The 23008-nt window shown below is 72.8% G+C and carries 23 protein-coding genes; 16 read left to right on the top strand and 7 right to left on the bottom strand.

Translation table 11 applies throughout. The features are described from left to right. The first annotated feature begins 94 nt into the window (after window positions 1–94). The 7 genes from Sspor_RS21735 to Sspor_RS21705 are packed head-to-tail and all read left to right on the top strand — an operon-like array spanning window position 95 to window position 8351. Window positions 95–424 carry a hypothetical protein gene (locus Sspor_RS21735; protein WP_308295950.1) on the top strand — a complete coding sequence of 110 codons (330 nt, stop codon included), beginning with the start codon at window positions 95–97 and terminating at the stop codon, window positions 422–424. Next, window positions 424–981: a hypothetical protein gene (locus tag Sspor_RS21730; protein ID WP_202200631.1), complete on the top strand. Its 558-nt coding sequence runs from the start codon at window positions 424–426 to the stop codon at window positions 979–981. The genes Sspor_RS21735 and Sspor_RS21730 overlap by 1 nt, the downstream gene beginning before the upstream one ends. Further along, a complete protein-coding gene (locus Sspor_RS21725; protein WP_202200630.1) occupies window positions 981–5606 on the top strand; it encodes a putative T7SS-secreted protein in 4626 nt (1541 codons plus the stop codon). Before Sspor_RS21730 ends, Sspor_RS21725 begins: the two co-directional genes overlap by 1 nt. A 13-nt stretch (window positions 5607–5619) precedes the next feature. Beyond that, window positions 5620–6177, top strand: a complete 558-nt coding sequence (locus tag Sspor_RS21720; protein ID WP_202200629.1) for a hypothetical protein — start codon at window positions 5620–5622, stop codon at window positions 6175–6177. Further along, window positions 6174–6764: a DUF4291 domain-containing protein gene (locus Sspor_RS21715; RefSeq protein WP_202200628.1), complete on the top strand. Its 591-nt coding sequence runs from the start codon at window positions 6174–6176 to the stop codon at window positions 6762–6764. The genes Sspor_RS21720 and Sspor_RS21715 overlap by 4 nt, the downstream gene beginning before the upstream one ends. Before the next feature lie 26 nt (window positions 6765–6790). Then, window positions 6791–7561 (top strand): hypothetical protein, encoded by a 771-nt coding sequence (locus tag Sspor_RS21710; protein ID WP_202200627.1) that lies wholly within the window; start codon window positions 6791–6793, stop codon window positions 7559–7561. Window positions 7562–7586: 25 nt separating this feature from the next. Further along, complete coding sequence (locus Sspor_RS21705; RefSeq protein WP_202200626.1) at window positions 7587–8351, top strand: hypothetical protein; 765 nt, start codon at window positions 7587–7589, stop codon at window positions 8349–8351. 53 nt (window positions 8352–8404) lie between these two features. Here the strand turns inward: Sspor_RS21705 and Sspor_RS21700 are convergent, their stop codons facing one another. From Sspor_RS21700 to Sspor_RS21690, 3 genes are all read right to left on the bottom strand, one after another. Then, entirely contained in the window at window positions 8405–8815 is a 411-nt protein-coding gene (locus tag Sspor_RS21700; protein ID WP_202200625.1) for a PPOX class F420-dependent oxidoreductase, read from the bottom strand. Between the two features lie 91 nt (window positions 8816–8906). Beyond that, window positions 8907–10112, bottom strand: coding sequence for a DUF1266 domain-containing protein (locus Sspor_RS21695; RefSeq protein ID WP_202200624.1), 1206 nt, complete (start codon window positions 10110–10112; stop codon window positions 8907–8909). Between the two features lie 11 nt (window positions 10113–10123). Then, on the bottom strand, window positions 10124–11128 hold the full coding sequence (locus Sspor_RS21690; protein WP_202200623.1) for a TetR/AcrR family transcriptional regulator C-terminal domain-containing protein: 1005 nt from the start codon (window positions 11126–11128) through the stop codon (window positions 10124–10126). Between the two features lie 166 nt (window positions 11129–11294). On the opposite strand from Sspor_RS21690, the gene Sspor_RS21685 reads away from it, so the two are divergent. The 3 genes from Sspor_RS21685 to Sspor_RS21675 all read left to right on the top strand — a co-directional run bounded on the left by Sspor_RS21685 (window position 11295) and on the right by Sspor_RS21675 (window position 14867). Then, complete coding sequence (locus Sspor_RS21685; RefSeq protein WP_202200622.1) at window positions 11295–12404, top strand: FAD-dependent monooxygenase; 1110 nt, start codon at window positions 11295–11297, stop codon at window positions 12402–12404. 240 nt (window positions 12405–12644) lie between these two features. Further along, complete coding sequence (locus Sspor_RS21680; RefSeq protein WP_237403961.1) at window positions 12645–14519, top strand: C1 family peptidase; 1875 nt, start codon at window positions 12645–12647, stop codon at window positions 14517–14519. A gap of 15 nt (window positions 14520–14534) precedes the next feature. Continuing rightward, window positions 14535–14867: a protease inhibitor I42 family protein gene (locus Sspor_RS21675; protein ID WP_202200620.1), complete on the top strand. Its 333-nt coding sequence runs from the start codon at window positions 14535–14537 to the stop codon at window positions 14865–14867. Here Sspor_RS21675 and Sspor_RS21670 read toward each other — a convergent pair. After that, window positions 14851–16032 carry a DUF418 domain-containing protein gene (locus Sspor_RS21670; RefSeq protein WP_202200619.1) on the bottom strand — a complete coding sequence of 394 codons (1182 nt, stop codon included), beginning with the start codon at window positions 16030–16032 and terminating at the stop codon, window positions 14851–14853. The genes Sspor_RS21675 and Sspor_RS21670 overlap by 17 nt on opposite strands. Before the next feature lie 173 nt (window positions 16033–16205). Here Sspor_RS21670 and Sspor_RS21665 point away from each other — a divergent pair, with 173 nt between their 5' ends. Continuing rightward, window positions 16206–16856, top strand: coding sequence for a GntR family transcriptional regulator (locus tag Sspor_RS21665; protein ID WP_202200618.1), 651 nt, complete (start codon window positions 16206–16208; stop codon window positions 16854–16856). A gap of 68 nt (window positions 16857–16924) precedes the next feature. Further along, window positions 16925–18301 (top strand): MFS transporter, encoded by a 1377-nt coding sequence (locus Sspor_RS21660; RefSeq protein ID WP_202203781.1) that lies wholly within the window; start codon window positions 16925–16927, stop codon window positions 18299–18301. Here the strand turns inward: Sspor_RS21660 and Sspor_RS21655 are convergent. Beyond that, a complete protein-coding gene (locus tag Sspor_RS21655; protein ID WP_202200617.1) occupies window positions 18276–19106 on the bottom strand; it encodes a maleylpyruvate isomerase family mycothiol-dependent enzyme in 831 nt (276 codons plus the stop codon). The two genes, Sspor_RS21660 and Sspor_RS21655, sit on opposite strands and share 26 nt — an antisense overlap. A gap of 150 nt (window positions 19107–19256) precedes the next feature. Here Sspor_RS21655 and Sspor_RS21650 point away from each other — a divergent pair, with 150 nt between their 5' ends. Both Sspor_RS21650 and Sspor_RS21645 read left to right on the top strand, forming a co-directional pair. After that, window positions 19257–20036, top strand: coding sequence for a carbon-nitrogen family hydrolase (locus tag Sspor_RS21650; protein WP_202200616.1), 780 nt, complete (start codon window positions 19257–19259; stop codon window positions 20034–20036). Window positions 20037–20141: 105 nt separating this feature from the next. Continuing rightward, window positions 20142–20453, top strand: a complete 312-nt coding sequence (locus Sspor_RS21645; protein WP_237403960.1) for a hypothetical protein — start codon at window positions 20142–20144, stop codon at window positions 20451–20453. Here Sspor_RS21645 and Sspor_RS21640 read toward each other — a convergent pair. Beyond that, window positions 20425–20946: an LURP-one-related/scramblase family protein gene (locus tag Sspor_RS21640; protein WP_202200615.1), complete on the bottom strand. Its 522-nt coding sequence runs from the start codon at window positions 20944–20946 to the stop codon at window positions 20425–20427. The two genes, Sspor_RS21645 and Sspor_RS21640, sit on opposite strands and share 29 nt — an antisense overlap. A 32-nt stretch (window positions 20947–20978) precedes the next feature. Here Sspor_RS21640 and Sspor_RS21635 point away from each other — a divergent pair, with 32 nt between their 5' ends. Continuing rightward, window positions 20979–21791: an ATP-grasp domain-containing protein gene (locus tag Sspor_RS21635; protein WP_202200614.1), complete on the top strand. Its 813-nt coding sequence runs from the start codon at window positions 20979–20981 to the stop codon at window positions 21789–21791. Between the two features lie 28 nt (window positions 21792–21819). After that, a complete protein-coding gene (locus Sspor_RS21630; RefSeq protein WP_202200613.1) occupies window positions 21820–22350 on the top strand; it encodes a DUF4240 domain-containing protein in 531 nt (176 codons plus the stop codon). Here Sspor_RS21630 and Sspor_RS21625 read toward each other — a convergent pair. Continuing rightward, window positions 22341–23006, bottom strand: coding sequence for an MSMEG_1061 family FMN-dependent PPOX-type flavoprotein (locus Sspor_RS21625; RefSeq protein ID WP_202200612.1), 666 nt, complete (start codon window positions 23004–23006; stop codon window positions 22341–22343). The two genes, Sspor_RS21630 and Sspor_RS21625, sit on opposite strands and share 10 nt — an antisense overlap. Between the last annotated feature and the right edge of the window lie 2 nt (window positions 23007–23008).

The following is a 23008-nucleotide window of genomic DNA, read 5'->3' as shown; positions in this document are numbered from 1 at the left end:
CGTGATGGGACTTACCGAGCAAATCGCCGCCATGCGAGGCGGATTGGGGCACTCCGGTAGTTTGCTGGGTGAATTTCGCCGTACCGCGTTGCTCGTGCCGTTGTCGGAGGACCCCGAGGGCGGGCTGATGTCGGGGTGGCAGGGCGGCGTCCGCTGGATCTACGCCTTCACGGACGAGGAGGCCCTGGCGCGGTTCGCGGCGATGCGAAGTGCCGGTGCCGGTGCCGCGGCCGGTGAGTGGGAGTACCTCTCCATCCTGGGTGCCCGACTCCTCGACGCGGTGGTACCCGCGGCCGAGGGCCCGACGGGTGTCGCGGTGAACGTGGCGGACCAGGACGGCTCGATGCTGTTCCCGCCGGTCGTGGGCATCGTGCCCGACGCGTGCGCCGTGGACGCCGGGCCCGACTCCGCGGACGCCGTCTGATGGCGGGCGACGGGGACCTTGAGGTCTCGCCGGCCGCCGTCAAGAACATCCAGGACGGTCTGCGCAAGGCCATCGCCGAGTTGCGCGAGTCGGGGGATGCGGCCGGCGCCTCGCAGGGTGCCGGGTTCAGCGATCTGTCGATGACGGGGATGGAAGCCGGACACATGGGTCTGGCCACCGACTTCGAGGACTTCTGCGAGCGCTGGGAGTGGGGCGTGCGCAGTCTCGTGCAGAACGCCAGTGCCCTCGCCGGGAACCTCGGGATCGCGGCGGGCACGGTGTGGGAGGAAGAGCAGTACATGCAGGGTGCGTTCAAGGTCGTGGCGAACGCCGCGTACGGCAATCCGCACGCGAGCGAGGACGAGATCGAGCAGAAGAGCTGGGACGACATCTGGCGGGCGGACGTCTACAAGCCGGACTACAGCGCGGAGTCCTTCGAGAAGAGCCGGCAGGAGATGAAGCAGACCTGGTCGGACACGGGCGACAAGCTGACCTCCAGCGGGAAGATCGGCTCGATCAAGGACCTGCTGGACCAGGCCGGCGGGGGCGGTAGCTGATGGGCTGGAGGGACTTCGTACCGGACTCGGCGGAGGACTGGGTCGAGGACCGGGCCGAGGACGTCGGCGACGCGATCGAGTGGACCGGCGACAAGGTCGCCGACGTGGCGGAGGAGGTCGGGCTCGACAAGGCCGGTGACTGGGTCCGCGACAAGAGCCGCTCGGCCGCCAACCAGCTCGGCGCGGACGTCTCGGAGCTGGAGCTCGGACAGACCGAGGACCCGAACAAGCTGGTCTACGGCAGCGTGTCGAAGATCCGCGCCCAGGTCTCGCACCTGGACGACTTCAAGGCCTCCTTCACCATGGTCGGCAACGGTCTGAAGGGACTGGAGGGCGACGGACTGAAGGGCGCGTCGGCCAACGCGTTCCGGGAGGCGATAGCCAAGGAACCGCCGCGCTGGTTCAAGGCGGCCGAGGCCTTCGGCAAGGCCGCCGACGCGATGAACCGCTTCGCGGACACCGTCGAATGGGCGCAGCGCCAGGCCAAGGAGGCCCTGGAGGACTACAACAAGGCCAGGAAGGTCTCGCAGGACGCGCGCACCGCCTACAACAAGTCGATCACCGACTACAAGGCCGCGGTGAAGGCGGAGAAGGAAACGCTGCCGCCGCGGCCGGCCGACGACTTCACCGATCCCGGCGAGCCCCTCGTGAAGGCCGCCCAGGACAAGCTCGACGAGGCGCGTACCCAGCGCAACGAAGTGGCCGAGACGGCCCGTACGGCGGTCCGCGCGGCCCGCGACGCCGCCCCGCCCAAGCCCTCGTACGCCGAGCAGCTCAAGGACGGGATGGACTACCTGGACCTCGCGCAGACCCACCTCGCGGGCGGCGTGGTCAAGGGCACGGCGGGTCTCGTCAACTTCGTCCGCTCGGTCAACCCGATGGACCCGTACAACCTGACCCACCCCGCCGAGTACATGACCAGCCTCAACTCGACGGTCGCCGGCCTGGCCGTGGCGGTCAACGACCCCATGGGCGCGGGCAAGCAGATGCTCGACGAGTTCATGAAGGACCCCAGCGAGGGCATCGGCAAGATGCTCCCCGAACTCATCGGCTCCAAGGGCCTCGGCGCCCTGAAGAAGACGGCGTCCATCGCCAAGCACGCCGACGACCTCAAGGGACCGGGTCGCACCCACCTCGAGAGCGACGGCCCCGACAGCCCGTCGCGCACCCCGGCCGACAAGACGTGCGTCGACGACCCGGTCGACGTGGCGACCGGGCGGATGGTTCTGCCGCAGACCGACCTCGTCCTGCCGGGATCGCTGCCGCTGGTCTTCACCCGCTCCTTCGAGTCCTCGTACCGGGCGGGCCGCTGGTTCGGTCCGAGCTGGGCGAGCACCGTCGACCAGCGCCTGGAGATCGACGCCGCCGGTGTCCTCCTCCTGGGCGAGGACGGCAGTGTCCTCGCCTATCCGCACCCGGCACCGGGTCTGCCGGTGCTGCCCACGCACGGCCGGCGATGGCCCCTGTCCGCCACACCGGACGGCGGGTACACGGTGGCCGACCCGGAATCGGGCCGCGTCTGGCACTTCACCGCCGAGGGCGCCCTGCTCCAGCTGGACGACCGCAACGGGGGCTGGATCGCCTACGAGTACGACGCGGACGGCGCTCCGACGGGCATCAGCCACAGCGGCGGCTACCGCGTGCGGCTCACCACCGCCGACGGCCGGATCACCTCGCTGTCCCTCGCGGACGGAACGAAGGTCCTCGACTACCGCTACACCGAGGGGAATCTGACCGAGGTCGTCAACTCCTCGGGCCTGCCCCTGCGGTTCGGGTACGACGACCGCGCCCGGATCGTCTCGTGGACCGACAGCAACGGCCGCCACTTCGACTACGCGTACGACGAACGGGACCGCTGCGTCGCCCAGTCCGGCACGAACGGGCACGTGGACTCGCGCTTCACGTACGAGGACGGCGTCACCACGGTCACCGGCGCGCTCGGGCACCAGCGCCGCTACCTCGTCGACGAGAAGGCCCGGATCGTCGCCGAGACCGACGCGAACGGCTCCACCACCCGCTTCGTGCGGGACTCCTTCAACCGGCTGCTGACGCGCACCGATCCGCTGGGACTGACGACCCGGATCGCATACGACGACAACGGGCTCGTCACCTCCGTCGAACGCACCGACGGGCGCCGCACGGCCATCGAGTACAACGGCCTCGGCCTGCCCGAACGCATCACCCGGCCGGACGGCACCTCCGTGCGCCGGACCTACGACGAGCGCGGCAACCCCGTCGCCGTGCGGGACGCCTCCGGTGCGACGTCCCGGTTCACGTACGACGACCGGGGCCACCTCGCCTCGGTGACGAACGCGCTGGGCGAAACCACCTCGTTCCGCTGCAACGCGGCGGGCCTCGTCGTCGAATCGGCCGACCCGCTGGGCGCGGTCACCCGGTACACGTACGACTCCTTCGGCCGCGCGGCCACCGTCACCGACCCGCTCGGCGCGGTCACCCGGCTGACATGGAGCGTGGAGGGCCGTCTGCTGCGCCGGGTGGAACCCGACGGCAGCGAGCAGTCCTGGGTGTACGACGGCGAGGGGAACTGCCTCAGCCACACCGACGCGGCCGGCGGCCGGTCGGTCTACGAGTACGGCGACTTCGACGCCCTGGTCGCGCGGACCGGTCCCGACGGGGCCCGCTACTCGTTCGCGCACGACCTGGAGCTGCGGCTCACGGAGGTCACCGGCCCGCAGGGGCTGACCTGGACGTACGACTACGACCCGGCGGGCCGGCTGACCGCGGAGACGGATTTCGACGGCCGGACCCTGGGCTACGCGTACGACGCGGCGGGCCGGTTGACCGCGCGGACCAACGCGCTCGGGGAGACGGTCCGGTACGAGTACAACGAGCTCGGCCAGACCGTCCGCAAGGACGCCGCCGGCGCGGTGACCACGTACGAGTACGACTACGCGGACCAGTTGGCGCGGGCCGTCGGGCCGGACGTGACCCTGAGCCGGATTCGCAACCGCGAGGGCCTGCTGCACTCGGAGACGGTCGACGGCCGGACGCTCGGCTTCGCCTACGACGAGCTGGGGCGGACGACGCGGCGCACCACGCCGACCGGTGTGGTCGGCGAGTGGTCCTACGACGCCGCCGGCCGCCGCGCGGGTCTGACGACCTCCGGCCGGACCCTGGCCTTCGAACACGACGCGGCGGGCCGTGAGACGGTCCGCCGGATCGGCGGGGGCCTCACGCTCCGGCACGGCTTCGACGAGGTCGGCCGCCTCACCGAGCAGCACCTGACGGGCCACGACGGCCGGACCCTCCAGCGCCGGGGCTACACCTACCGGCCCGATGGCCACCTGACCGCGGTGGACGACGCGCTGGGCGGCTCCCGCTCCTTCACCCTGGACGCCGCCGCCCGTGTGACCGCGGTGGAGGCGGAGGCCTGGTCCGAGCGCTACGCCTACGACGAGGCCGGCAACCAGACGTCCGCGTCCTGGCCCGCCACCCATCCGGACGCCGACGTGGCGACCGGGCCGCGCACCTACACGGGCAACCGCCTCACGGGCGCGGGAGGCGTCCGCTACGAGTACGACGCGCAAGGGCGCGTCGTCCTGCGCCGCAAGACGCGTCTGTCCCGCAAGCCGGACACCTGGCACTACGCCTGGGACGCGGAGGACCGGCTGGTGGGGGTTACGACCCCGGACGGCACGGTGTGGCGCTACCTGTACGACCCGCTGGGCCGGCGGGCCGCCAAGCAACGGCTGTCGGCGGCCGGTGAGGTCGTGGAGGAGGTCCTCTTCACCTGGGAGGGCGCGACCCTCTGCGAGCAGGTCACGCGGTCGCCCGGTCTTCCCCATCCGGTCGTCCTGACCTGGGAGCACCGCGGACTGCACCCGCTGACGCAGACGGAACGCATCCTCGGGGCCTCCAGCGAGGAGATCGACAGCCGTTTCTTCTCGATCGTCACGGACCTGGTGGGCACGCCCACCGAACTCGTGGACGAGCGGGGCGACATCGCCTGGCACACCCGGTCCACCCTGTGGGGCGCGACGACCTGGAACCGCGGCGCGTCGACGTACACGCCGCTGCGTTTCCCGGGGCAGTACTTCGACCCCGAATCGGGTCTGCACCACAACGTCTTCCGCACCTACGACCCGTCGACGGCGCGGTACCTCAGCCAGGACCCGCTGGGTCTCGCCCCGGCGCCCAACCCGGCGGCGTACGTTCCCAACCCCCACACCTGGTCGGACCACCTCGGCCTGGCGCCGGACGAGTGCACGGTCACCGTCTACCGCAAGCAGACCGACCATCCGCTCAGCCAGCGGGTGCACATCGACGGGAACGGCAACGTCACGATCGAGGGCAACAACCACCTGTACGTGAACATGAGCGGAGACCTGCGGCACACCGTGGAGTTCCGGGGGGACAGCGGCCAGATCGTCGCGTTCGACGTACCGAAGAGTTTCGTGGACGACATCCGCACGCACGCGGTTCCGCAGGAACAGCCGGACGGGCTCGGCTTCACCAAACAAGAATGGAAACAGGTGAAGCAGATCTATCCGGAAATCTCCGACCCCACCAGGGGGACGGACCTGTACGGCCTTCCGGGTGAGGTGATCGAGAAAATGCGAAAAGCCATCATTCCCGGCTCTGGTAGGATCGTACAAGATCATTAGTGAGGATTACGGAATGCTGCACGAAATCGAAGACCTCGAAAGGGAGAGGGCCCGCGTGTCCGGCCGTCCGGACACCGATTCCGCGCCCCCGGTCCTGGCCTTCTTCGAAGTGGCGGTGGACGGGGACCCCGAGCGGTACGCCGGCAGGCTGCGCGCCGTCATGGACGCCGTGCTGGGTATCGCGGCCTCGGAGTCCTTCGACGACGACGATCTGCCCGTCGACGGCATTCCCGCATGGTTCCCCGCCGTCTGCCGGGGCGGCTCCTCCCCGGAACCCTTCGCGGCCGAGGGGCGCGACCGCTACCGCGAGCGCACCGGCGGCGAGCCCTGGGACCTGCAGAACTGGCTCTCGCGCTTCGATCCGGACCTTGAGGTGCGGGGCTGGGCCTGGTGGGACCTGACGCGCCCGGCCGACGGGACGGACCGGCTGCGGCTGTGGGCGGACACCTGGGGCGAGCCCTTCTTCGCCTGGGAGGACCTGCGCTGGCTCCTGCACGCCTGCGGCGCGCGCACGGTGGCCGACCCGGTCATCGCCAAGCCGCAGGTCTGGGCCGGCGAGCCTTCCGTATGACCGGCGCGACGCACGAGGTCAGGGCGCGGTTCGACGACGCGACCATCACCGTCTATCAGGCGTACCCGGCACGCATCGCCGAACCGGCCCTGGAGGCCGGCACCTTCGTGGATCCGTTCAAGCGCGCCAGGATGACGTGGATCAAGCCGTCGTTCCTGTGGATGATGTACCGCTGCGGATGGGCCACGAAGAGCGATCAGGAGCGCGTCCTGGCGATCGACATCACGCGGGACGGATTCGAGGAGGCGCTTTCCCGGTCCTGCCTCAGCCACTTCGACAGGACACGCTTCCCGGGGGTCGAGGAGTGGCGTGCCGCCGTTCGTGACAGCCCGGTGCGCGTCCAATGGGACCCCGAGCGGGATCTGCACCTGAATCCGCTGCCGCACCGGGCGATCCAGATCGGCCTCTCGGGACCCGCGGTCGAGCGGTACGTGGAGAACTGGATCAGCGGCATCCGGGACGTCACCGCCACGGCGCACGAGATCCATGCCGCGGTGACGGCCGGGAACCTCGACGCGGCCGCGGCCCTGCTGCCCGAGGAACGCGTCTACCCGCTTCCCCCGGCCCTCGTCGAACGGATCGCCTGACGCCCTCGCGGAGGACGAAGAAGTGAATGAGTAGCCGCAGCGGTACCCCCGGCGATCCCGCACCCGGCCGGCCGGGCTACCGCGCCGAGCCGTCCTGCGACCCCGGCCGGATCCGGGTCTTCCCGGCCCCGGTGCCGACGGAGCTGCGGGCGCTCGGCGACGACGTCCGGGCGGCCCACTGGCCGGTGCGGCTCGCCTTCCGCAGCTCCCGGACCGCGCTGCTCGACACGCTCTGCCGCTGGCAGACCCTGCGCGTGCTGGCGTACGTGCACCTGCTGGCCGCCCGCCCGGGGGACGGGCGGCTGCCGGTCGACCTGAGGGTGGTCCCCGGCCCGGAGGCGGTCGGCGATCCGGGCCTGCCCGAGCTGCTGGCGAGGCTGGAGCAGGCCGCCGCCGGCCTCCCGGCGGACCTGCTGGACGCGGTCGTCTGCGACGTCGGAGGGCTGCTCGCCGGCCATCCGTTCGCGGCATCGGTGCTGGCCGCCGGGCTCACCGCCGACTCCCGGCCGGGGGACCAGGACGAGGCGGTCTCCCGCGCCGTGGTGCTCACCGGCTACTGGTACGAGGTCCCCGGGCTGCGCGGCGCGCTGGCCCTGGCGTGGAGCGCGAACCTGTTCGTCCGCTCCTGGCTGGAGTGGTCCCGGCGGTTCGTGTACGGCGACCCGGCGGGAGGCATCGGCATCACCTCCGACCCCCGCCCGCCCCGCCCGGCGGCGTCCGCCCTCCCGGAGTGGGCGGCGCCCCTGCTGGACCGCGTCGAGCGGGGTCCGGGGCAGGGGGGCGGCCCCGGGAGGTAACCTCCGCCCGGGGAAGGGGGCGCGGGTGTCCATCGCCGAATTGCAGGTGTACTCCGTCGAGGAGGCCGACGTCACGGGCGGCGTGTGCGTGGTCCGGTGCGTCGGCGGGGTGGCACGGGCCGGACAGGTCTACGCCGTCGGGGAGTCCAGGATCGCCCTGCGCCGCATCGAGCGCTACGGCCGGGCCGTCGGCTCCTTCGACGCCGGGCACGTCGCGAAGGTCCACCTCGCGGGCGCGATGGTCGCACTCCTCACCCGGGGACAGGTGCTGACCTCGGTGCCGCCCGACGGGCACGCGCTGGAGGAGCTGGAGGCCTGGCTGGCCACCGACCCGCCGCTGAGCGACGAACCGCACCCGCGGACCCTGCGCGTCCTGGCCGGGGTGCGGATGCGGGACGAGCGGCTGCCGGACGCGATCCGGCTGCGCTGGGGCCGCATCGCGCTGGCCGCCGCCCACCGCTGCGCACGGGCCGAGGGCGGGCCCGATCTGCTCCGGGCACCGGAGCTCGCCGGCGTACGGGTCTACCTGATCGAGCGGTTCGGCCCGGACCGGGGCGGTGACCCGGCCGCGCTGTGCCGGGAGCTGCTGGCGCTGATGGACCTGAGCCCGGAGCAGGCCGCGGCGCAGGGCCGGGTCTGGCGGGACCTCCCGTACCACCGGATCCGGCACCTGCGCCGGATCAAGAGCCTGATCCCGTGGCTGGTGCTCGTACGGCCCCACCTCGCGGACACCGACCCCGCGGCGCGGGCGGTCGACGCCTGGGCGGCGGTCCGGCCCGGCCTTCCCTGAGCCCTGCCGCCCCCGTCCCGCCGGGCCTTCCGGGCACGCCGGGGCTGTCGGGCCTATCGGGCCGCGTTGCCGAGGACCTTGGTCGGGGTGATGCGGACGATCACCCGGACGTCCTCGGCCGGGGCGTCCGCGTACTCCTTGCCGGCGCCCGGGCCCATGTACTCCTCGGCGATGCGCACGGCCACCGCGCGGCCGACGTCCTCGGTGACGGTGGCGGTGCCGCGGATCTCGGCGTAGAGGAAGGGGTTGGCCAGGTCGAAGACGGTGAGGCCGACCCGCCCGTCCCGGACGATGTTGCGTTCCTTGCGGCGTCCCTGCTCGGTGGAGATCAGCAGGTCGCCGCCGTCGCGGGTCACCCAGATCACCGAACTCTGCGGGCTTCCGTCGGGGTTGATGGTCGACAGGACGGCGGGGTGCGGCGCGTCGAGCAGCCCTCGCACGGTCTCGTTCAGCTCAACAGTCATGGCGGCGAGGCTAGTCGGGGACCCGGTGGCCGGCAGCCGGTTTCCGGCCGCGGCCGCCGACTACCCGAGGTCGGACACCGTACGGACGGGTTCAGTTCCAGGGGATGTTGAGCCAGGGGCTGGCCGGGTCGGTCGTCAGGGCGAGGTGGGCGGCGAGGGCGGTCGTGTACCAGGGGCCGAACTCCTCCTCGTCGAAGTGCAGGCACCGGCCGAGGACGTACCCGGCGGAGAAGTCCGCCCACGAGCGGTACGTGTCGCGCGCGGCCTCCCCGGCGCGCAGTACGGCCTGTTCGGCCTCCTCGACGCTGCCGTAGCGGCAGCCGACACCCCAGCGGGCCATCTGCGAGGCCCGCCCTGTGTCCCAGCCCTCCACGGAACGGACCCAGCCGTCCTCGGGAAGCAGTCCGTCGGCCCGGAAGCGCTGCTCGTAGCGGGTGATCCGGCCGATGAGGCGTCCGACACCGGCTATCTCCCCCTCGACCTCGGCGGCCGGGCGCGGCTGGGCGACGGTGACCCCGTCGGGGGTCAGCCGCGGCTCGGCGGCGCGTTCGGCGTTGCGGCGCAGGCTCGCCTCGGCCGCGTGCCGCCAGTGCTCGATGTCCACCGGCCCGGCGAAGTCGGAGGCGAGGGCGCGCCGGACGCGGAGCGCGTACTCCCAGACGGGGCTGACCATCCCGCAGTCCAGCAGTGTCTCCAGGACGGAGAGCCAGTCGGGCCGGTCGGTGATGCTCCAGCTCTTCGCGACGCGGCGGCGCTCGGACTGGTAGCCGCTGCCGTGGTAGGCGAGGGAGTTCCAGAACTCGCCGTTGGTCACGGCGAGATGGGCGCCGACGGCGAGACCGTGGGCGACGGGCCCGTGCAGCGGGCCGCCGGTGAACAGGGCGTGGACCTTGCCCTCGGGCAGGCCGTAGTGGGGGGCGGCTTCCGCGTGGGTGCGCCAGCGGGCCAGGTCGGCGGGGGTGGTGGTGAGGTAGGCCTCGGTGGGGGAGCCCGGGTTCACGGCGAGGAAGGCGGGGTCGGCGGCGGCCCAGACCTGGGCGAACCAGCGCAGGCTCCGGGACTCGTAGACCGTCCCCGGGGTGGGGGCGGGCAGCATCCCCGGGGTGTGGACGGCGAGCGTCCGGTCCGGGGTGGCGTGGAAGAACACCGAGTCGGGATGCGCGTCCGACTGCCCGCGGGGCTGCGCCACGTACAGCGGTGTACGGGCCAGCGCGTCGAAGTAAGCGGCCCAGTCACCCGCGGTCTTGGCCTCGTACAGCGCTCTCTCGACGGCGCTCGGCGCGATCCACTTCCCCATGCGGCCCGAGCCTATACGGGCCCCCGCCCGGGGCCGCGGGAGTGTCCCCGGCCTTCGACCACGGGGGTCAGGCCGTCGAGGAGCGCCGTGAGGCCGAGTTCGAAGAGGGCGTCGAGCCGCAGGTCGTAGCCGTCCTCGAAGGATCCGACCACCCTGGCGAAGGTCGGGAAGCGGCCGGAGTCCACCAGGTCCTGCAGGACGGGGGCGCGGCTGTCCATCCACTGGTCCTCCGACTGGCCCGTGGCGGCCTCGGCGTCGGCCTCCAGCTCCAGGTGCGCCGCCAGGCCGTGCACGTGGCTGTAGAGCAGGACGTGGATGTCGAAGAGAGCGGTCGGGTCGAGTCCGTGGCCGTCGAGGGCGCCCAGCATCCACTCGCCGTGGACCAGCAGGTTGGGCACGAGCAGGGGGCGGGTGAGGGAGCCGATCCGGGCCAGCCACGGGTGCGCGCGGTACAGCCGCCACAGGGTCCGGGCGCCCACCTCGACGCGCGCCCGCCAGTCCCCGGGGGCCCCGGAGGCGGCGGGGGACTCCTCGCCGAAGGCGGCGTCCGCCATGAGCAGGACCAGGTCCTCCTTGCTCGGGACGTACCGGTAGGTCGACATCGCCGCGACGCCGAGCCGGGCCGCCACCGCGCGCATGGAGAGCGCGTCCAGGCCTTCGGCGTCGGCGATCTCGACTGCGGCGCGGACGATCCGGTCGAGGGTCAGCTCGGGCTCGGCGTCCGGGGCGGTCGAGGGGCGCCGGCGGGCCGGGGCGGCGGCGGGGGTGTTTCCGGCGGCCGTGCTCCCGGCGACGACCGTGCCGACCCGGGGGTGCGCCTCGACCAGGCCCTCCAGGCGCAGGGTGGTCAGGGCCTTGGTGGCGGTGGCGAGCGCGACGCCCCACTGCGAGGCGATCTGCCGGGTGGAGGGGACGCGGTCCCCGGGGGCGAGTTCCCCGTCCGCGATGCGCCGCCGGATCGCGGCGACGATGCGGAGGTAGGGCGGATCGCCGGGTGTGCCTGTGGTCTGCGTCACGTTCTGCCGCCTTTCTTGTCTGTACTAGTTCAGAGGCTACCGGCGGCGATGTCCGCCGGAGCCGTTCTGGCCTAGTACAGGAGCGTTGTTATGCCAGTTGAGAGGCCTGCGCGTACGTCGTACATTCAGTGTGCGTACAGCGTACAGACCACTGAAGGAGCTTCTCATGCGGACCGTACTCATCTCCGGCGGCGGCATCGCGGGACCCGTCCTGGCCCACCTCCTGCACCGCCGCGGCTTCGAGCCCACCGTCGTCGAACGAGCCCCGGGCGTGCGCGGCGGCGGGCAGGCCGTGGACATCCGCGGCGTCGCGCTCGACGTCGTGGAGCGCATGGGCCTGCTGGAGCCGGCGAGCCGCGTACGCACCCGGATGCGCGGCATGTCGATGCTCGGCCCCGACGGCGGCGAGGTCGGCCGCTCCACCGAGGCGACCTACAGCAGCGGCCGGCTCGACGGCGAGGACATCGAGCTGCTGCGCGAGGACCTGGTTCGGCTGGTCCACGAGCACACCCGCGCGGACGTCGAGTACCTCTTCGGCGACACCGTCACCGCGCTGGCGCAGGACGGGAGCGGGGTGCGGGCGGAGTTCGCGCACGCGGAGCCGCGCACCTTCGACCTCGTCGTCGGGGCGGACGGCCTGCACTCCACCGTGCGGCGCCTGGCCTTCGGCCCCGAGGAGGACTACGTCCACCACCTGGGCAGCTACCTCTCGGTCTTCGGCGCCGACAACTTCCTCGGCCTGGAGGACTGGCAGATGTGGCTGCGCGACGGCGACATGGGCTTCGGCGTCATGCCCGTACGCGACAACACCGAACTGCGCGTCGCCTTCGGCTTCGAGTCCGCCCCGCTCGCGCCGGAACTGCGGACCGCCGAGGCCCTGCGGCGGACCGTCGTCGACAGGCTGGAGTCCCTGCAGTGGGAGGGGACCCGCCTGGCCGAGGCCGCCCGGCGGGCGCCCGACTTCTACTGCGACGCCATGGCCCAGATCCGCATGGACCGGTGGTCGCGGGGCCGGGTCGTCCTGCTCGGGGACGCCGGCTACTGCCCCTCCCCCCTCTCGGGCCAGGGCACCAGCCTGGCCCTGGTGGGCGCCCACGTGCTGGCCGACTCCCTCGCCCAGTCCTCCGGCGACCACCTTGCCGCGTACGCCCGCTACGAGGAGCGGATGCGGCCCTTCGTCGACCTCAACCAGGCGCTGGCGACGGAGAACCCGGGCGGACCGGCCTCCGAGGAATCCGTGGACCGCGCCAAGCAGGCGATCTCGCTGGACGGCTGACCCGGCGGCAGGCCGGCGGCAGGCCGGTGGCAGGCCGGCGGCAGGGAAGCCGTCCGGCGCGCCGGCCGCGCCCGGCGCGAGCGCCGATCCGGCGGGCGCCGGAGCGGCACGCCCCCTCGTGCCCCCACGCGACCGTGCGGACCCCCTTGACGCCCCCGGGCGCCGGGGAGACGCTCCCGGGTCTTGGATCCGAACGGTTGCAGCTGGGGGGCCGCTATGCCGGAGGAGTCTGTCCAATCGGTGGGGGAGCTGCGCGCGCGGCTCGTCGCGCAGGGGGCGCGCTGGTCGGTACTGGAGCACCTCGCCGACGAGGAGCCCGTGCCACGGCCCTCGCTCGGTCTGGAGCCCGGGGCGAACCTGACACCCGCCGAGGACGTGGGGGTGATCGATCTCCCGGGGATCATCGGCCACGCGAGCGGCAATCCGCATCTGACGCGGCGCCGGGCCGCCCACGGGCTGCTGCCCGGGGTCCAGGGGGTGGCGGCCCCGGCCCGGCCGGCCGCCGTGGACTGGCGCACCCGCTGGGGATGGCCCTGGATCACCAAGGTGAAGGACCAGAACCCGTGCGGTTCCTGCTGGGCCTTCGGAGCCGCCGGCCTGGTGGAGTCCATGGCCCGGATCGAGCACGACGTATGGGCGGAGCGCTCCGAGGGCGACGTGCACGACGGCCTGCGCTTCGCCTGTGGCCAGGGCAGCAATCCGGAGACCGCCCTGGACTGGATCAAGGCGAACGGCGGGCTCGCCGACCCGGACTGCTGGCCTTACAGCACCCCGCCCGCGGGGCTGCCGGCCGCCCGCCGCGACGCCTGGCGCGCCGAGTACACACCCAGCTGGGACCGCTCCGGCCGGACCGTCCGGATCACCGACTACGTCCGCCTCGGCGACGTGGAGCAGCAGAAGGTCTGGCTGGACACGGTCGGCCCGCTGACCGCCTGCTTCGACGTCTACGACGACTTCTTCGGGCTCGGCTCCGGCGTGTACCACCGTACGAGCGACCATCTCGCGGGCGGGCACTGCGTGTTGATCGTCGGCTACGACGACGCGGCCGGCTGCTGGCTGTTCAAGAACTCCTGGGGCACGGGCTACCACGTCGGCGGCTACGGCCGGATCGCCTACGGCGAGGTCAACATCGACTACTGGGCCAAGTGCGGCCTGCGCGGCACCAACCCCGACCCGTGGACCAAGCGCCGCCTGCACACCGGCAATGTCTACGAGAGCGGCAACGGCCGCGCCCACCGCAACTTCGAGCTCCTCGCCACCGCCCCCGGCGGCGGCCGCCTCCAGCACTGGTGGCGCGAGGGCGACTCCCCGTTCGCCTGGGCGCGCGCGGGCACCTTCGCCACCGACGCCTCCGGCCAGCCCGCCTTCACCGGCACCACCTACAACCGCAACATGGAGTCCCTGCACGTGACCACCGGCGGCCGGCTGCGCCACTGGTACTACGAGCAGTCCGGCGGGGCCTGGCGCGACGGCGGCGTCTTCGGACCGGGCGACGCGGCGGCCGGCTCGACCCCGGCGTTCATCCAGAGCGACTACGGCAAGCCGGGCAACTTCGAGGTGGTCGTGCGGACCGCCGACGGCCGGCTCAACCACTGGTGGCGGATCAACGGCGCCCCCTGGACCTGGAACGACGGCGGCCGGTTCGCCTCCGGCATCGCCCACTACGGACCCGCCCTCGTCCAGACCCGCGGCCGCCACCTCGACCTCGTCGCCGCGCTCACCGACGGCCGCATGCAGCTGTGGTGGCGCGACGATCCGAACGGCTTCACCTGGCGGCCCGGGGAGATCTTCGGCAGCGGTACCCCGGCCGTCTCCGCGCCCTGCCTGATCGAGGGGCAGTTCGGGGCCGCCGACGAGGACACCGCCGGGAACTACGAGCTGTGCGTGGCCGTCGCCGGCGGCCAGGTCGAGCACTGGTGGCGCGGCAACGCGGGCGGCTCGCCCTGGCGGCGCGGCGCGGTCTTCGGGCACGACGTCGCCGCCGTCACCGGGATGCTCCAGGGCAGTTTCGGGTTCAACCTGGAAGTCATCGTCCTGCGCACCGACCGCCGCCTCCAGCACTACTGGCGCGACGGCGCGGGCTGGCACGAGGGGTCGGTGATCGGCCCCGTCTGAGAGGACCGGGCGGGCGTGGAGGTACGGAGCATCGTGCTGGTCCCGGACCAGCCGTACGAGCTGCGGCTCACCGGGCGCGGGGCGCGCGGGTACGTGTGGACCTGGCAGGTCACCGGGGACGCGGACGTGGTCGCGGTGACGGAGGCCCCCGAGGCTCCGGCCGCCGCCGGTGCGGCCCCGCCGCCGGGGGCCGCGGTGGAGCGGACCTACGTGGTCCGGGCCCGGCCCCCGGGCGGGGGCCGGGCCCGGATCCGCTTCGCGCAGGTCCGGCCGCCCTACCCGGACGAGGCCCCGTACGACGAGTTCGTCCTGGACGTCGAGGTGCCGGCGGTCACCGGCGGGGCCTGAGGACCGTGCGCTGTACGGCTTCCAGGGGGCCGTGGCCGAAACGGCGCAGCCACAGCCGCGACCCGGCGACGAGGGTCAGGCTCACGCCGGCCCACAGGCCCATCACCCACCAGGGGCCGGTGCCGCCCAACCGTTCGGCGAGGCCCAGGCCGATGCCGTAGCAGAGCAGCATGCACAGCAGGTTCTGGGCGACGTAGCAGGACAGGGCGGTGCGGCCGACGGAGCCGAGGGCCCGGCTGGCGGCGGCCGGGACCCACCGCCGGTCGAGGACGACGCCGATCAGGCCGATGTAGCCGAGCGCGAGCACCGGCGCGGCGCCGTAGCGGCCCAGGAGGTAGAAGTCGGCGCCGCCGAGGGCCGTCGCGGCGTTCAGCGGCAGGCCGAGGCCCAGGCCCCAGACGGCCAGCCGGGTCCGCACACGGCGGCCCTCGGCGGTGGCGGTGAAGGCCCCCGCGCGGTGCAGCCGGACCCCGAGGAGGAAGAGGAACACGAGCAGCCCGAAGGAGATGACCGGCTCGATGCGCAGGGCGAGGAAGTGCTCCAGGCGGAAGGCGATCTGGGCCGGGTAGCCGCCGTGGGCGTACAGCTCGACGGCGTCCGGGTCCACGGCCTTAGGGGCGCCGGCGGGCCGGCTCAGCGAGTCGAGCGTCACCAGGGAGATCAGCGCCAGGTGCAGTCCGCCGGCCGTCCACATGGCCCGCCGGCGCACCTTCTCGGAGCGGGCCAGCAGCCAGGCGACGAGCAGGGCGGTGACGGCGTACCCCATGAGCACGTCCCAGGCGAAGACGAGCACGAAGTGCACGGTGCCCTCGACGAAGAGGAACGCCGCCCGGCGCGGATAGCGGCCGGGCCAGGGGTCCCCGCGGCGGGCGGCGGAGTCGTACTGGATGGCCAGGCCCACCCCGAACAGGACCGTCAGCAGGGCCAGGAACTTGCCGTCGGCGAGGAAGCGGAACACGCTCTCGGCGAGGTTCGCGACCGAGGGGTCCGCGAGCGGGTCCGGCGGCTTCAGCGCGCCCTGCAGCACCCCCCACTCCGAGCCGGGCGAGGTGAAGATCCAGACGTTGGTCATGAGCGTGCCGAGGATGGCGGCGCCGCGCAGGACGTCCAGGAGCGGGAGCCGGGCGGTCTTCTGAGCCGCCGGGGCGAGCAGGGTTTCGGCCATGACCCCAGCCTCCCGGGGCACGGGCCCCCGTACGTCCTGCGGGTGGACGAAGGCGCGGTACACCTTTCGATGCAGCCCGGGGCCGGTGGCTCACACCCGGCTTCCCGCCCCGGTCCCGGTCCACATCCTGGACCCGGCACGGCGTGCACCCCTGTTGTATCTATCCTGTGCGCATGCCTGCCCCCGCCCCTGCCGTGACCGCCGCGGACCGCGTCTACCAGCACGTCAAACAGGGGGTGCTCGACCGCCGCTACGAAGGCGGCACGCTCCTGACCGAGGGCGAACTGGCCTCGGCGGTCGGAGTGTCCCGTACGCCCGTCCGCGAGGCGCTGCTGCGGCTGGAGACCGAGGGGCTGCTGAAGCTGTACCCGAAGAAGGGGGCGCTGGTCCTCCCGGTCTCCGCGCAGGAGATCACCGACGTCCTCGAAACCCGGCTGCTGGTCGAGGAGTTCACCGTGCGCAGAGCCGTACCGGCGCCACCGGGCCTGCTGGAGCGGCTCGCCGCCCTGCTCGACGAACAGCGCCGGCACGCCGGGGCGGGCGACCTCGCCGCGATGATGGCCGCCGACCGCGGCTTCCACGCCGAGATCGTGCGCAGCGCCGGCAACCAGATCCTGTGCCGGCTCTACGACCAACTCCGCGACCGGCAGCTGCGGATGGGAGTGGCCCTCCTGCACGCCCACCCCGAACGGCTGGAGCGCACCCTCGCCGAGCACGCCGAGATCCTGGACGCGCTGCGTGCCGGGGACGCGGACACGGCGGCCGCGGCGGTCCGCGGGCACATCGGCCGGGTCGAGGACCTGGTGCGGGGGCCGGCCCGGTGAACGGTCCGGTGAACGCCGCGGTGGACGGGTCCGCGAACGGTGCGGTGGACGGGTCCGCGAACGGTGCGGTGGACGGGTCCGCGAACGGTGCCCTTCCCAGGACCGGCCTGCCCGAGGACCCGCCCGGCGGCCGGAAGGCCCTCGCCGTGTGGGGCATCGGCGTCGCCGTCTACTTCGTGGCGGTGATCTTCCGCACCAGCCTGGGCGTGGCCGGCCTCGACGCCGCCGACCGCTTCCACGTCAACGCCTCGGCGCTGGCCACCTTCTCGCTCCTCCAGCTGCTCGTCTACGCGGGCATGCAGATACCGGTGGGCCTGATGGTCGACCGGCTCGGCACCAAGAAGGTGCTGACCCTGGGCGCGGTGCTCTTCACCGCCGGCCAGCTCGGCTTCGCGCTGTCGCCCTCCTACGGGACGGCGCTGGCCGCGCGGGCGCTGCTGGGCTGCGGCGACGCGATGACCTTCATATCGGTGCTGCGGCTCGGCACCCGGTGGTTCCCGGCCCGGCGCGGGCCGCTGATGGCGCAGCTGGCCGGGCTGGTCGGCATGGCGGGCAACCTCGTTTCCACCCTCGTCCTCGCCCCGGTCCTGCACGGGGTCGGCTGGACGGCCGCCTTCGCGGGCAGCGCGGTGGCGGGGCTGGTGGTCCTGGTGCCGCTGGTGCTGTTCCTGCGCGACCACCCGGAGGGTCACGGGCCCGTGCCGCGCGCCGCCGGGGCTCCAGGTGCCCCGGGTGCCCCGGGTGCCCCGGGTGCCCCGGGCGGTTTCGTGCGCCGCCAGATCCGGGAGTCCTGGGCCGAACCCGGCACCCGCCTCGGCCTATGGGTGCACTTCACCACCCAGTTCCCCGCGATGGTGTTCCTGCTGCTGTGGGGGATGCCGTTCCTCGTCGAGGCGCAGGGGCTGTCGCGGACCACCGCGGGCGGACTGCTGACGCTGGTCGTCGCCTCGAACATGGCGCTCGGGCTGGTCTACGGCCAGATCGTCGGCCGCCGCCAGTCCGCGCGGATCCCGCTCGCCCTGGGCACGGTCGGCCTCACCGCCCTGCTGTGGGCGGCGGTCCTCGTGTATCCGGGCGAGCGGGCGCCGATGGGACTGCTGGTCGCGCTGTGCCTGGTCCTCGGCGGCTGCGGACCGGCGTCGATGATCGGCTTCGACTTCGCCCGCCCGGCCAACCCGGCCGAGCGCCAGGGCACCGCCTCCGGGATCACGAACATGGGCGGATTCATCGCGTCCATGACCACGCTGCTGGCGGTGGGCGTCCTGCTCGACGCCACCGGGGACAACTACCGCATCGCCTTCTCGACGGTCTTCGCACTGGAGGCGCTGGGCGTCCTGCGCATCCTGCGGCTGCGCGGCCCGGCCCTGGCCCGCGAGGCCGCCCGGGGCCGCGGGACCGTCCCCGCGGTCCCGCGCCCTCCTACGGGGTCACGGAGAACTGCGTGAGGATGGCGTCCGCGAGTTCCACGTCGCCCTCCACCTTCACCCGGTCGGCGACGGTGTGCGCCCGCACCCGGCCCGCCGCCAGGCGGACGTAGGTCTCCCAGTCCATCGTCAGGGTCACCGCCGGACCCAGTGACGGCGACTTGTCCACGGTGCCGCGGCCGTCCGCGTCCACCCGGACCGTCCGCATGAACTCCAGCGGCCCGTGCACGTCGATCACCACGGCCGAGTTCGCGGGCGCGGCCGCCCGCTTCGCCACCACCTTCGGCAGCCCGGCCAGCAGCAGGTCCCGCGCCACGTACGCGCCCGGCGAGTCCCAGTTGCCCGGTGCCCCCAGCGCCGCCCGCAGGTCCTGCTCGTGGATCCACACGTCGAAAGCCCGCAGCCGCAGCGCGTGCTCCAGCGTCACCTGGTCACCGAGCGGCCCGCGCACCATCGTGGCCGGATCCCGCTTCTCGTTCCGCAGCTGCCGCGAGCGCCGGATCACGGTGTACTCCAGCTCCGAGGTCATCTCCGGCGCGGTGTGGTGACGCCGGACGTCGACCTGCACCTCCATGTACCGGCTGAACTCGTCCACCACGTGCCGCAGGTCCCGCGCCACGGTGTGGATCGGCCGCGGATCCCCGAGCTGCTCGCACTCGATGCCGATGATGTGTGACACGACATCACGGACCGACCAGCCCGGACACGGCGTGGCCCGGTTCCACTCGCCCTCCGTCAACGGGAGGACCAGCTCGGATATAGCCTCGACGGAGTGCGTCCACGCGTCGGCATAGGGCTGAAGGGCGGGATGCGGCTGGACGGTCAACGGGACCCCTTGCGGTGCTGTTCAATGGCGCGTTTCAAGAAGCTGTGGACTCAGTTTCCAAAACTACGCTGCCGGTGAACACCCCGGCAGTGCTTTCGTGTGACGATCGTAGGCCCGAGTTGACGGCTTGAACGCCAGGACGGTGGTAATGTGCGCGCCTCGCTGATCCAAATCGCAGTGAACGAGGGCGAGTCGGTATCTTCCCGACGGACCCGCGTGGCCGAACTCGTACGGGAGCAGGCGGGCTCCGATCTCGTCGTCCTGCCCGAGCTGTGGCCGGTCGGCGCATTCGCCTACGAGCAGTTCGAGACCGAGGCCGAACCGCTGGACGGCCCGACCTACGAGGCCATGTCCAAGGCGGCGCGCGACGCCGGCGTCTGGCTGCACGCGGGCTCGGTCGTGGAGCGCGCGGGCGACGGCTCCCTCTACAACACCGCCCTCGTCCTGTCCCCGGCGGGCGAGCTGGCCGCCACCTACCGCAAGATCCACCGCTTCGGCTTCGACCAGGGCGAGGCGGTCCTGATGTCGCCCGGCGACTCCCTGACGACGGTGACCCTGCCGGAGCAGACCCTCGGCATCGCCACCTGCTACGACCTGCGCTTCCCGGAGCTGTTCCGCGGTCTCGTCGACGCCGGGGCCACCACGATGGTCGTCTCGGCGGGCTGGCCCGCCCGCCGCCGCTCGCACTGGACCCTGCTGAACCGGGCGCGCGCCGTGGAGGACCAGTCCTACGTCCTGGCCTGCGGGCTCGCCGGCACCCACGCGGGCGTGGAGCAGGCCGGGCACAGCCTGGTGGTCGACCCGTGGGGCGAGGTCCTGGCCGAGGCGGGCCCCGGCGAGGAGGTCCTCACCGTGGACCTGGACCCGGCCAAGGTCCCCGACACCCGCGCCCAGTTCCCGGCCCTGAAGGACCGCCGCATGGGCCGCTGACGGGCTCCCGGGCCCCGGGAACCCCGGTTGGCGCCGGGGTTCCGGGGCACACGGGAGGGACGGGCGGCGCAGGCCGCCGGTCCAGGACGAGGAGGCGGGCACACCGTGACGCATGACACAGAGGCCGTGCTGGAGGCCGAGCTGGAGCCGCACGAGCCCGCCGCCGCGGAGATCGCGGCCCGGCAGCGCGTCCGGGACCGGGCCACCGGCCTGACCCACCACGAGGCGCAGGCCGCCCTGGAGGCGGTCCTGGCGGACGCATGCGACCTGGAGCGCGCCGACGCGGCCGTCCGCGCCGAGGCCGCGGAATGGCAGCGCATCAGCGAGCTCCTGTTCGACCACGGAGGCCCGTACGCGCCGGACACCGACGCCTACGTCCAGGGCCAGCTCACGGCCCGGCAACACCATCGGGGCTGACCGCGCCCTCCCGCTCCTTCTCCGCCATCCGGATCACGCACACCGCGACCGCGATCAGCAGCGCCGCGTCCGCGTCCTCCCGGACCACGTCCACCGCGTAGGTCTCGCGGACCCGGTACCACTGCCGCGAGACCAGCGCGAGCAGCTCCCCGTCGTACTCGACCTTGAACTCGCGCTCCAGGATCCGCCCGCTGACGTCGAGCTCCGTACCCTCCGCCAGGGTCACGCGGAAGTGGTTGCGCAGCAGCGACAGCCGCTTGCGGCGGATCACGGCGAGCCGCCGCTCGTCCCGCTCCAGGGTCATCGCGTCCCGCAAGGTGAACAGCTTCTCCCGCAGGGTGATCAGGATCAGCCCGTCCGGATCCTTCAGCTCCAGGGTGTCCCGGAAGCGCAGGGCCTTCCCGTCGACGAGGAAGGCGTGCCGGCCGTCCTCGTCCTCGATCCAGTAGTCGTCCCCGATGGCCAGCATTTTGTCCCGTACGAGGTATTTCATGCGCTGATCAGTGCCCGCGATAGGTTGCCCTCATGCCCCTGCTCTACGTGACCGACCTGGCGTACCCCGCACGCGGCCGCCGCTACTGCGACGAGGACATATTCCTCACGTCCCGGCTGCGCGCCGCATTCGACCTGGCCCTGTGCCATCCCGCGGACGCGGAGGCCATGCTGCCGCTCGGCTTCGACGCGGTGATCGTCCGCAACAGCGGCCCGGTCCTGCACTACCAGGAGGCCTACGACTCCTTCCGCGCGGCCGCCCTCGCCTCCGGGGCCCGCGTCTACAACCCGCTCACCGGACGCGGCGACATGGCGGGCAAGCAGTACCTCCTCGACCTGACGGCCGCCGGCTACCCGGTCATCCCGACGATCGACGACCCCGCGCGGCTCGCGGAGCTGCCGCAGGTGCCCTCCTACGCCGTCAAGCCGAAGCAGGGCGCCGACTCCATCGGCCTCACCTTCACCGCGACACCGGACGGCCCGGCCGGGGCCGTGCTGATCCAGCCGCGCATCGACTTCACGTACGAAGTGTCCTTCTACTTCGTCGACGACGCCTTCCAGTACGCGCTGTACGCCCCCGATCCGGCCCGCCGCTGGGAGCTGGAGCCCTACTCCCCGACCGGGGCGGACCTGGCCTTCGCCCGCTCCTTCGTCGACTGGAACACCCTCGACCACGGTATCCAGCGCGTCGACGCCTGCCGGGCGCCCTCCGGTGAACTGCTCCTCGTCGAACTGGAGGACCTGAACCCGTATCTGTCCCTGGACCTCGTTCCGGCGCCGGTGCAGGACGGCTTCGTCGACGCCCTCACAAGATCCCTCCACACCTTCCTCGGCAGCACCGCCTGATGTCAGACCCGGCTGCCAGGCTTGTCCCATGGACAAGCAGACGTTCTGGCAGCTGATCGAGACGGCCCGCGCGGACGCGCAGGAGCACGAGGTGGCCCCGCGCGCGGCCGAACTGCTCGCGCAACGACCGGAGTCGGAGATAGCGGCGGCCCAGCAGGTGCTGTGGGACCTCCTCGCGGAGTCCTACCGGGCCCCGCTCTGGGCCGCCGCCTACGTGATCAACGGCGGCTGCTCGGACGACGGCTTCGACTACTTCCGCGGCTGGCTCCTCACCCAGGGCCGGGAGGCCTTCGAAGCGGCCCTGGCCGACCCCGACTCCCTGGCCGGACACCCGGCGGTCCGCGGGGCCGCCACCGGGGGCGCGGGCGACCTGGAGGACGAGGACGCCCTCTCGATCGCCTGGACCGCCTACGAGGCCGCCACCGGCCGCGAACTCCCCGCGGACTCCTTCACCATCAGCTACCCGGAGCTGGACCCGTCCTGGGACTTCGACTTCGACGACACGGACGAGACGTCGGCCCGACTGCCCCGCCTGAGCGCCCTGTTCGACTACTCGTAGCGGTACAGCAGGGACTCGTGCTCCTGCTGGCGGATCTGCTCGATCGTCAGACCGGGGAGATCCAGGTGGGAGAGGGTGATCTCGGCGGAGCTCGGGACGGCGTCCTCGGCGAGCCACTTCTCGGGCTGCCACGCGTTGCTGCGCAGGAACGCCTTCGGGCAGTGCTGGTAGGCCTCCTCGACCTCCACCACGATCGCGCTCCGCGGCGGCTTGCCGACGGCGGTCAGCTGCTCCAGCAGCCGCGGATCGGCGGACACGCAGGCCCGCCCGTTCACGCGCAGCGTGGTGGTCCGCCCGGGGATGACGAAGATCAGCCCGGCCCGGCCCGTCTCCACGATGTTGTGGGCGGTGTCGAGCCGCTTGTTGCCGGTGGCGTCGGGCAGCGCGAGGGTGAACTCGTCCAGCACGGCCACGAATCCGGGCGGCCCGCCCCGGGGCGTCACATCGCAGGTCCCGTCGGCCCCGGCACTGGCGACGAACACCAGTGACGACCGCCCGATGACCGCCCGCGCGGCCTCGTGGATCCGGTCAACGGCCTTGCGGCGGGCCATCTCGCCGGGATGCTCGTAGAGCTCCCGCAACCCGTCGGTGCTCCGGACGGCGGTGGCGCTCACGGCATCGAATATCCGCCCGCTCGGCGGCGTGCTGACTGTCACCC

It is taken from the genome of Streptomyces spororaveus, assembly GCF_016755875.1.
Classification (GTDB): Bacteria; Actinomycetota; Actinomycetes; order Streptomycetales; family Streptomycetaceae; genus Streptomyces; species Streptomyces spororaveus.
Note: the sequence above shows the minus strand (reverse complement) of the source record. Positions and strands in the feature narration are given on the sequence as shown.

Coding starts and splice junctions, on each gene's coding strand:
- Sspor_RS21730 (WP_202200631.1), top strand. CDS start 424: ATGGCGGGCGACGGGGACCTTGAGGTCTCGCCGGCCGCCGTCAAGAAC.
- Sspor_RS21695 (WP_202200624.1), bottom strand. CDS start 10,112: ATGGGGAAGTGGATCGCGCCGAGCGCCGTCGAGAGAGCGCTGTACGAG.
- Sspor_RS21710 (WP_202200627.1), top strand. CDS start 6,791: ATGAGTAGCCGCAGCGGTACCCCCGGCGATCCCGCACCCGGCCGGCCG.
- Sspor_RS21665 (WP_202200618.1), top strand. CDS start 16,206: ATGCCTGCCCCCGCCCCTGCCGTGACCGCCGCGGACCGCGTCTACCAG.
- Sspor_RS21630 (WP_202200613.1), top strand. CDS start 21,820: ATGGACAAGCAGACGTTCTGGCAGCTGATCGAGACGGCCCGCGCGGAC.
- Sspor_RS21640 (WP_202200615.1), bottom strand. CDS start 20,946: ATGAAATACCTCGTACGGGACAAAATGCTGGCCATCGGGGACGACTAC.
- Sspor_RS21635 (WP_202200614.1), top strand. CDS start 20,979: ATGCCCCTGCTCTACGTGACCGACCTGGCGTACCCCGCACGCGGCCGC.
- Sspor_RS21700 (WP_202200625.1), bottom strand. CDS start 8,815: ATGACTGTTGAGCTGAACGAGACCGTGCGAGGGCTGCTCGACGCGCCG.
- Sspor_RS21720 (WP_202200629.1), top strand. CDS start 5,620: ATGCTGCACGAAATCGAAGACCTCGAAAGGGAGAGGGCCCGCGTGTCC.
- Sspor_RS21715 (WP_202200628.1), top strand. CDS start 6,174: ATGACCGGCGCGACGCACGAGGTCAGGGCGCGGTTCGACGACGCGACC.
- Sspor_RS21685 (WP_202200622.1), top strand. CDS start 11,295: ATGCGGACCGTACTCATCTCCGGCGGCGGCATCGCGGGACCCGTCCTG.
- Sspor_RS21725 (WP_202200630.1), top strand. CDS start 981: ATGGGCTGGAGGGACTTCGTACCGGACTCGGCGGAGGACTGGGTCGAG.
- Sspor_RS21670 (WP_202200619.1), bottom strand. CDS start 16,032: ATGGCCGAAACCCTGCTCGCCCCGGCGGCTCAGAAGACCGCCCGGCTC.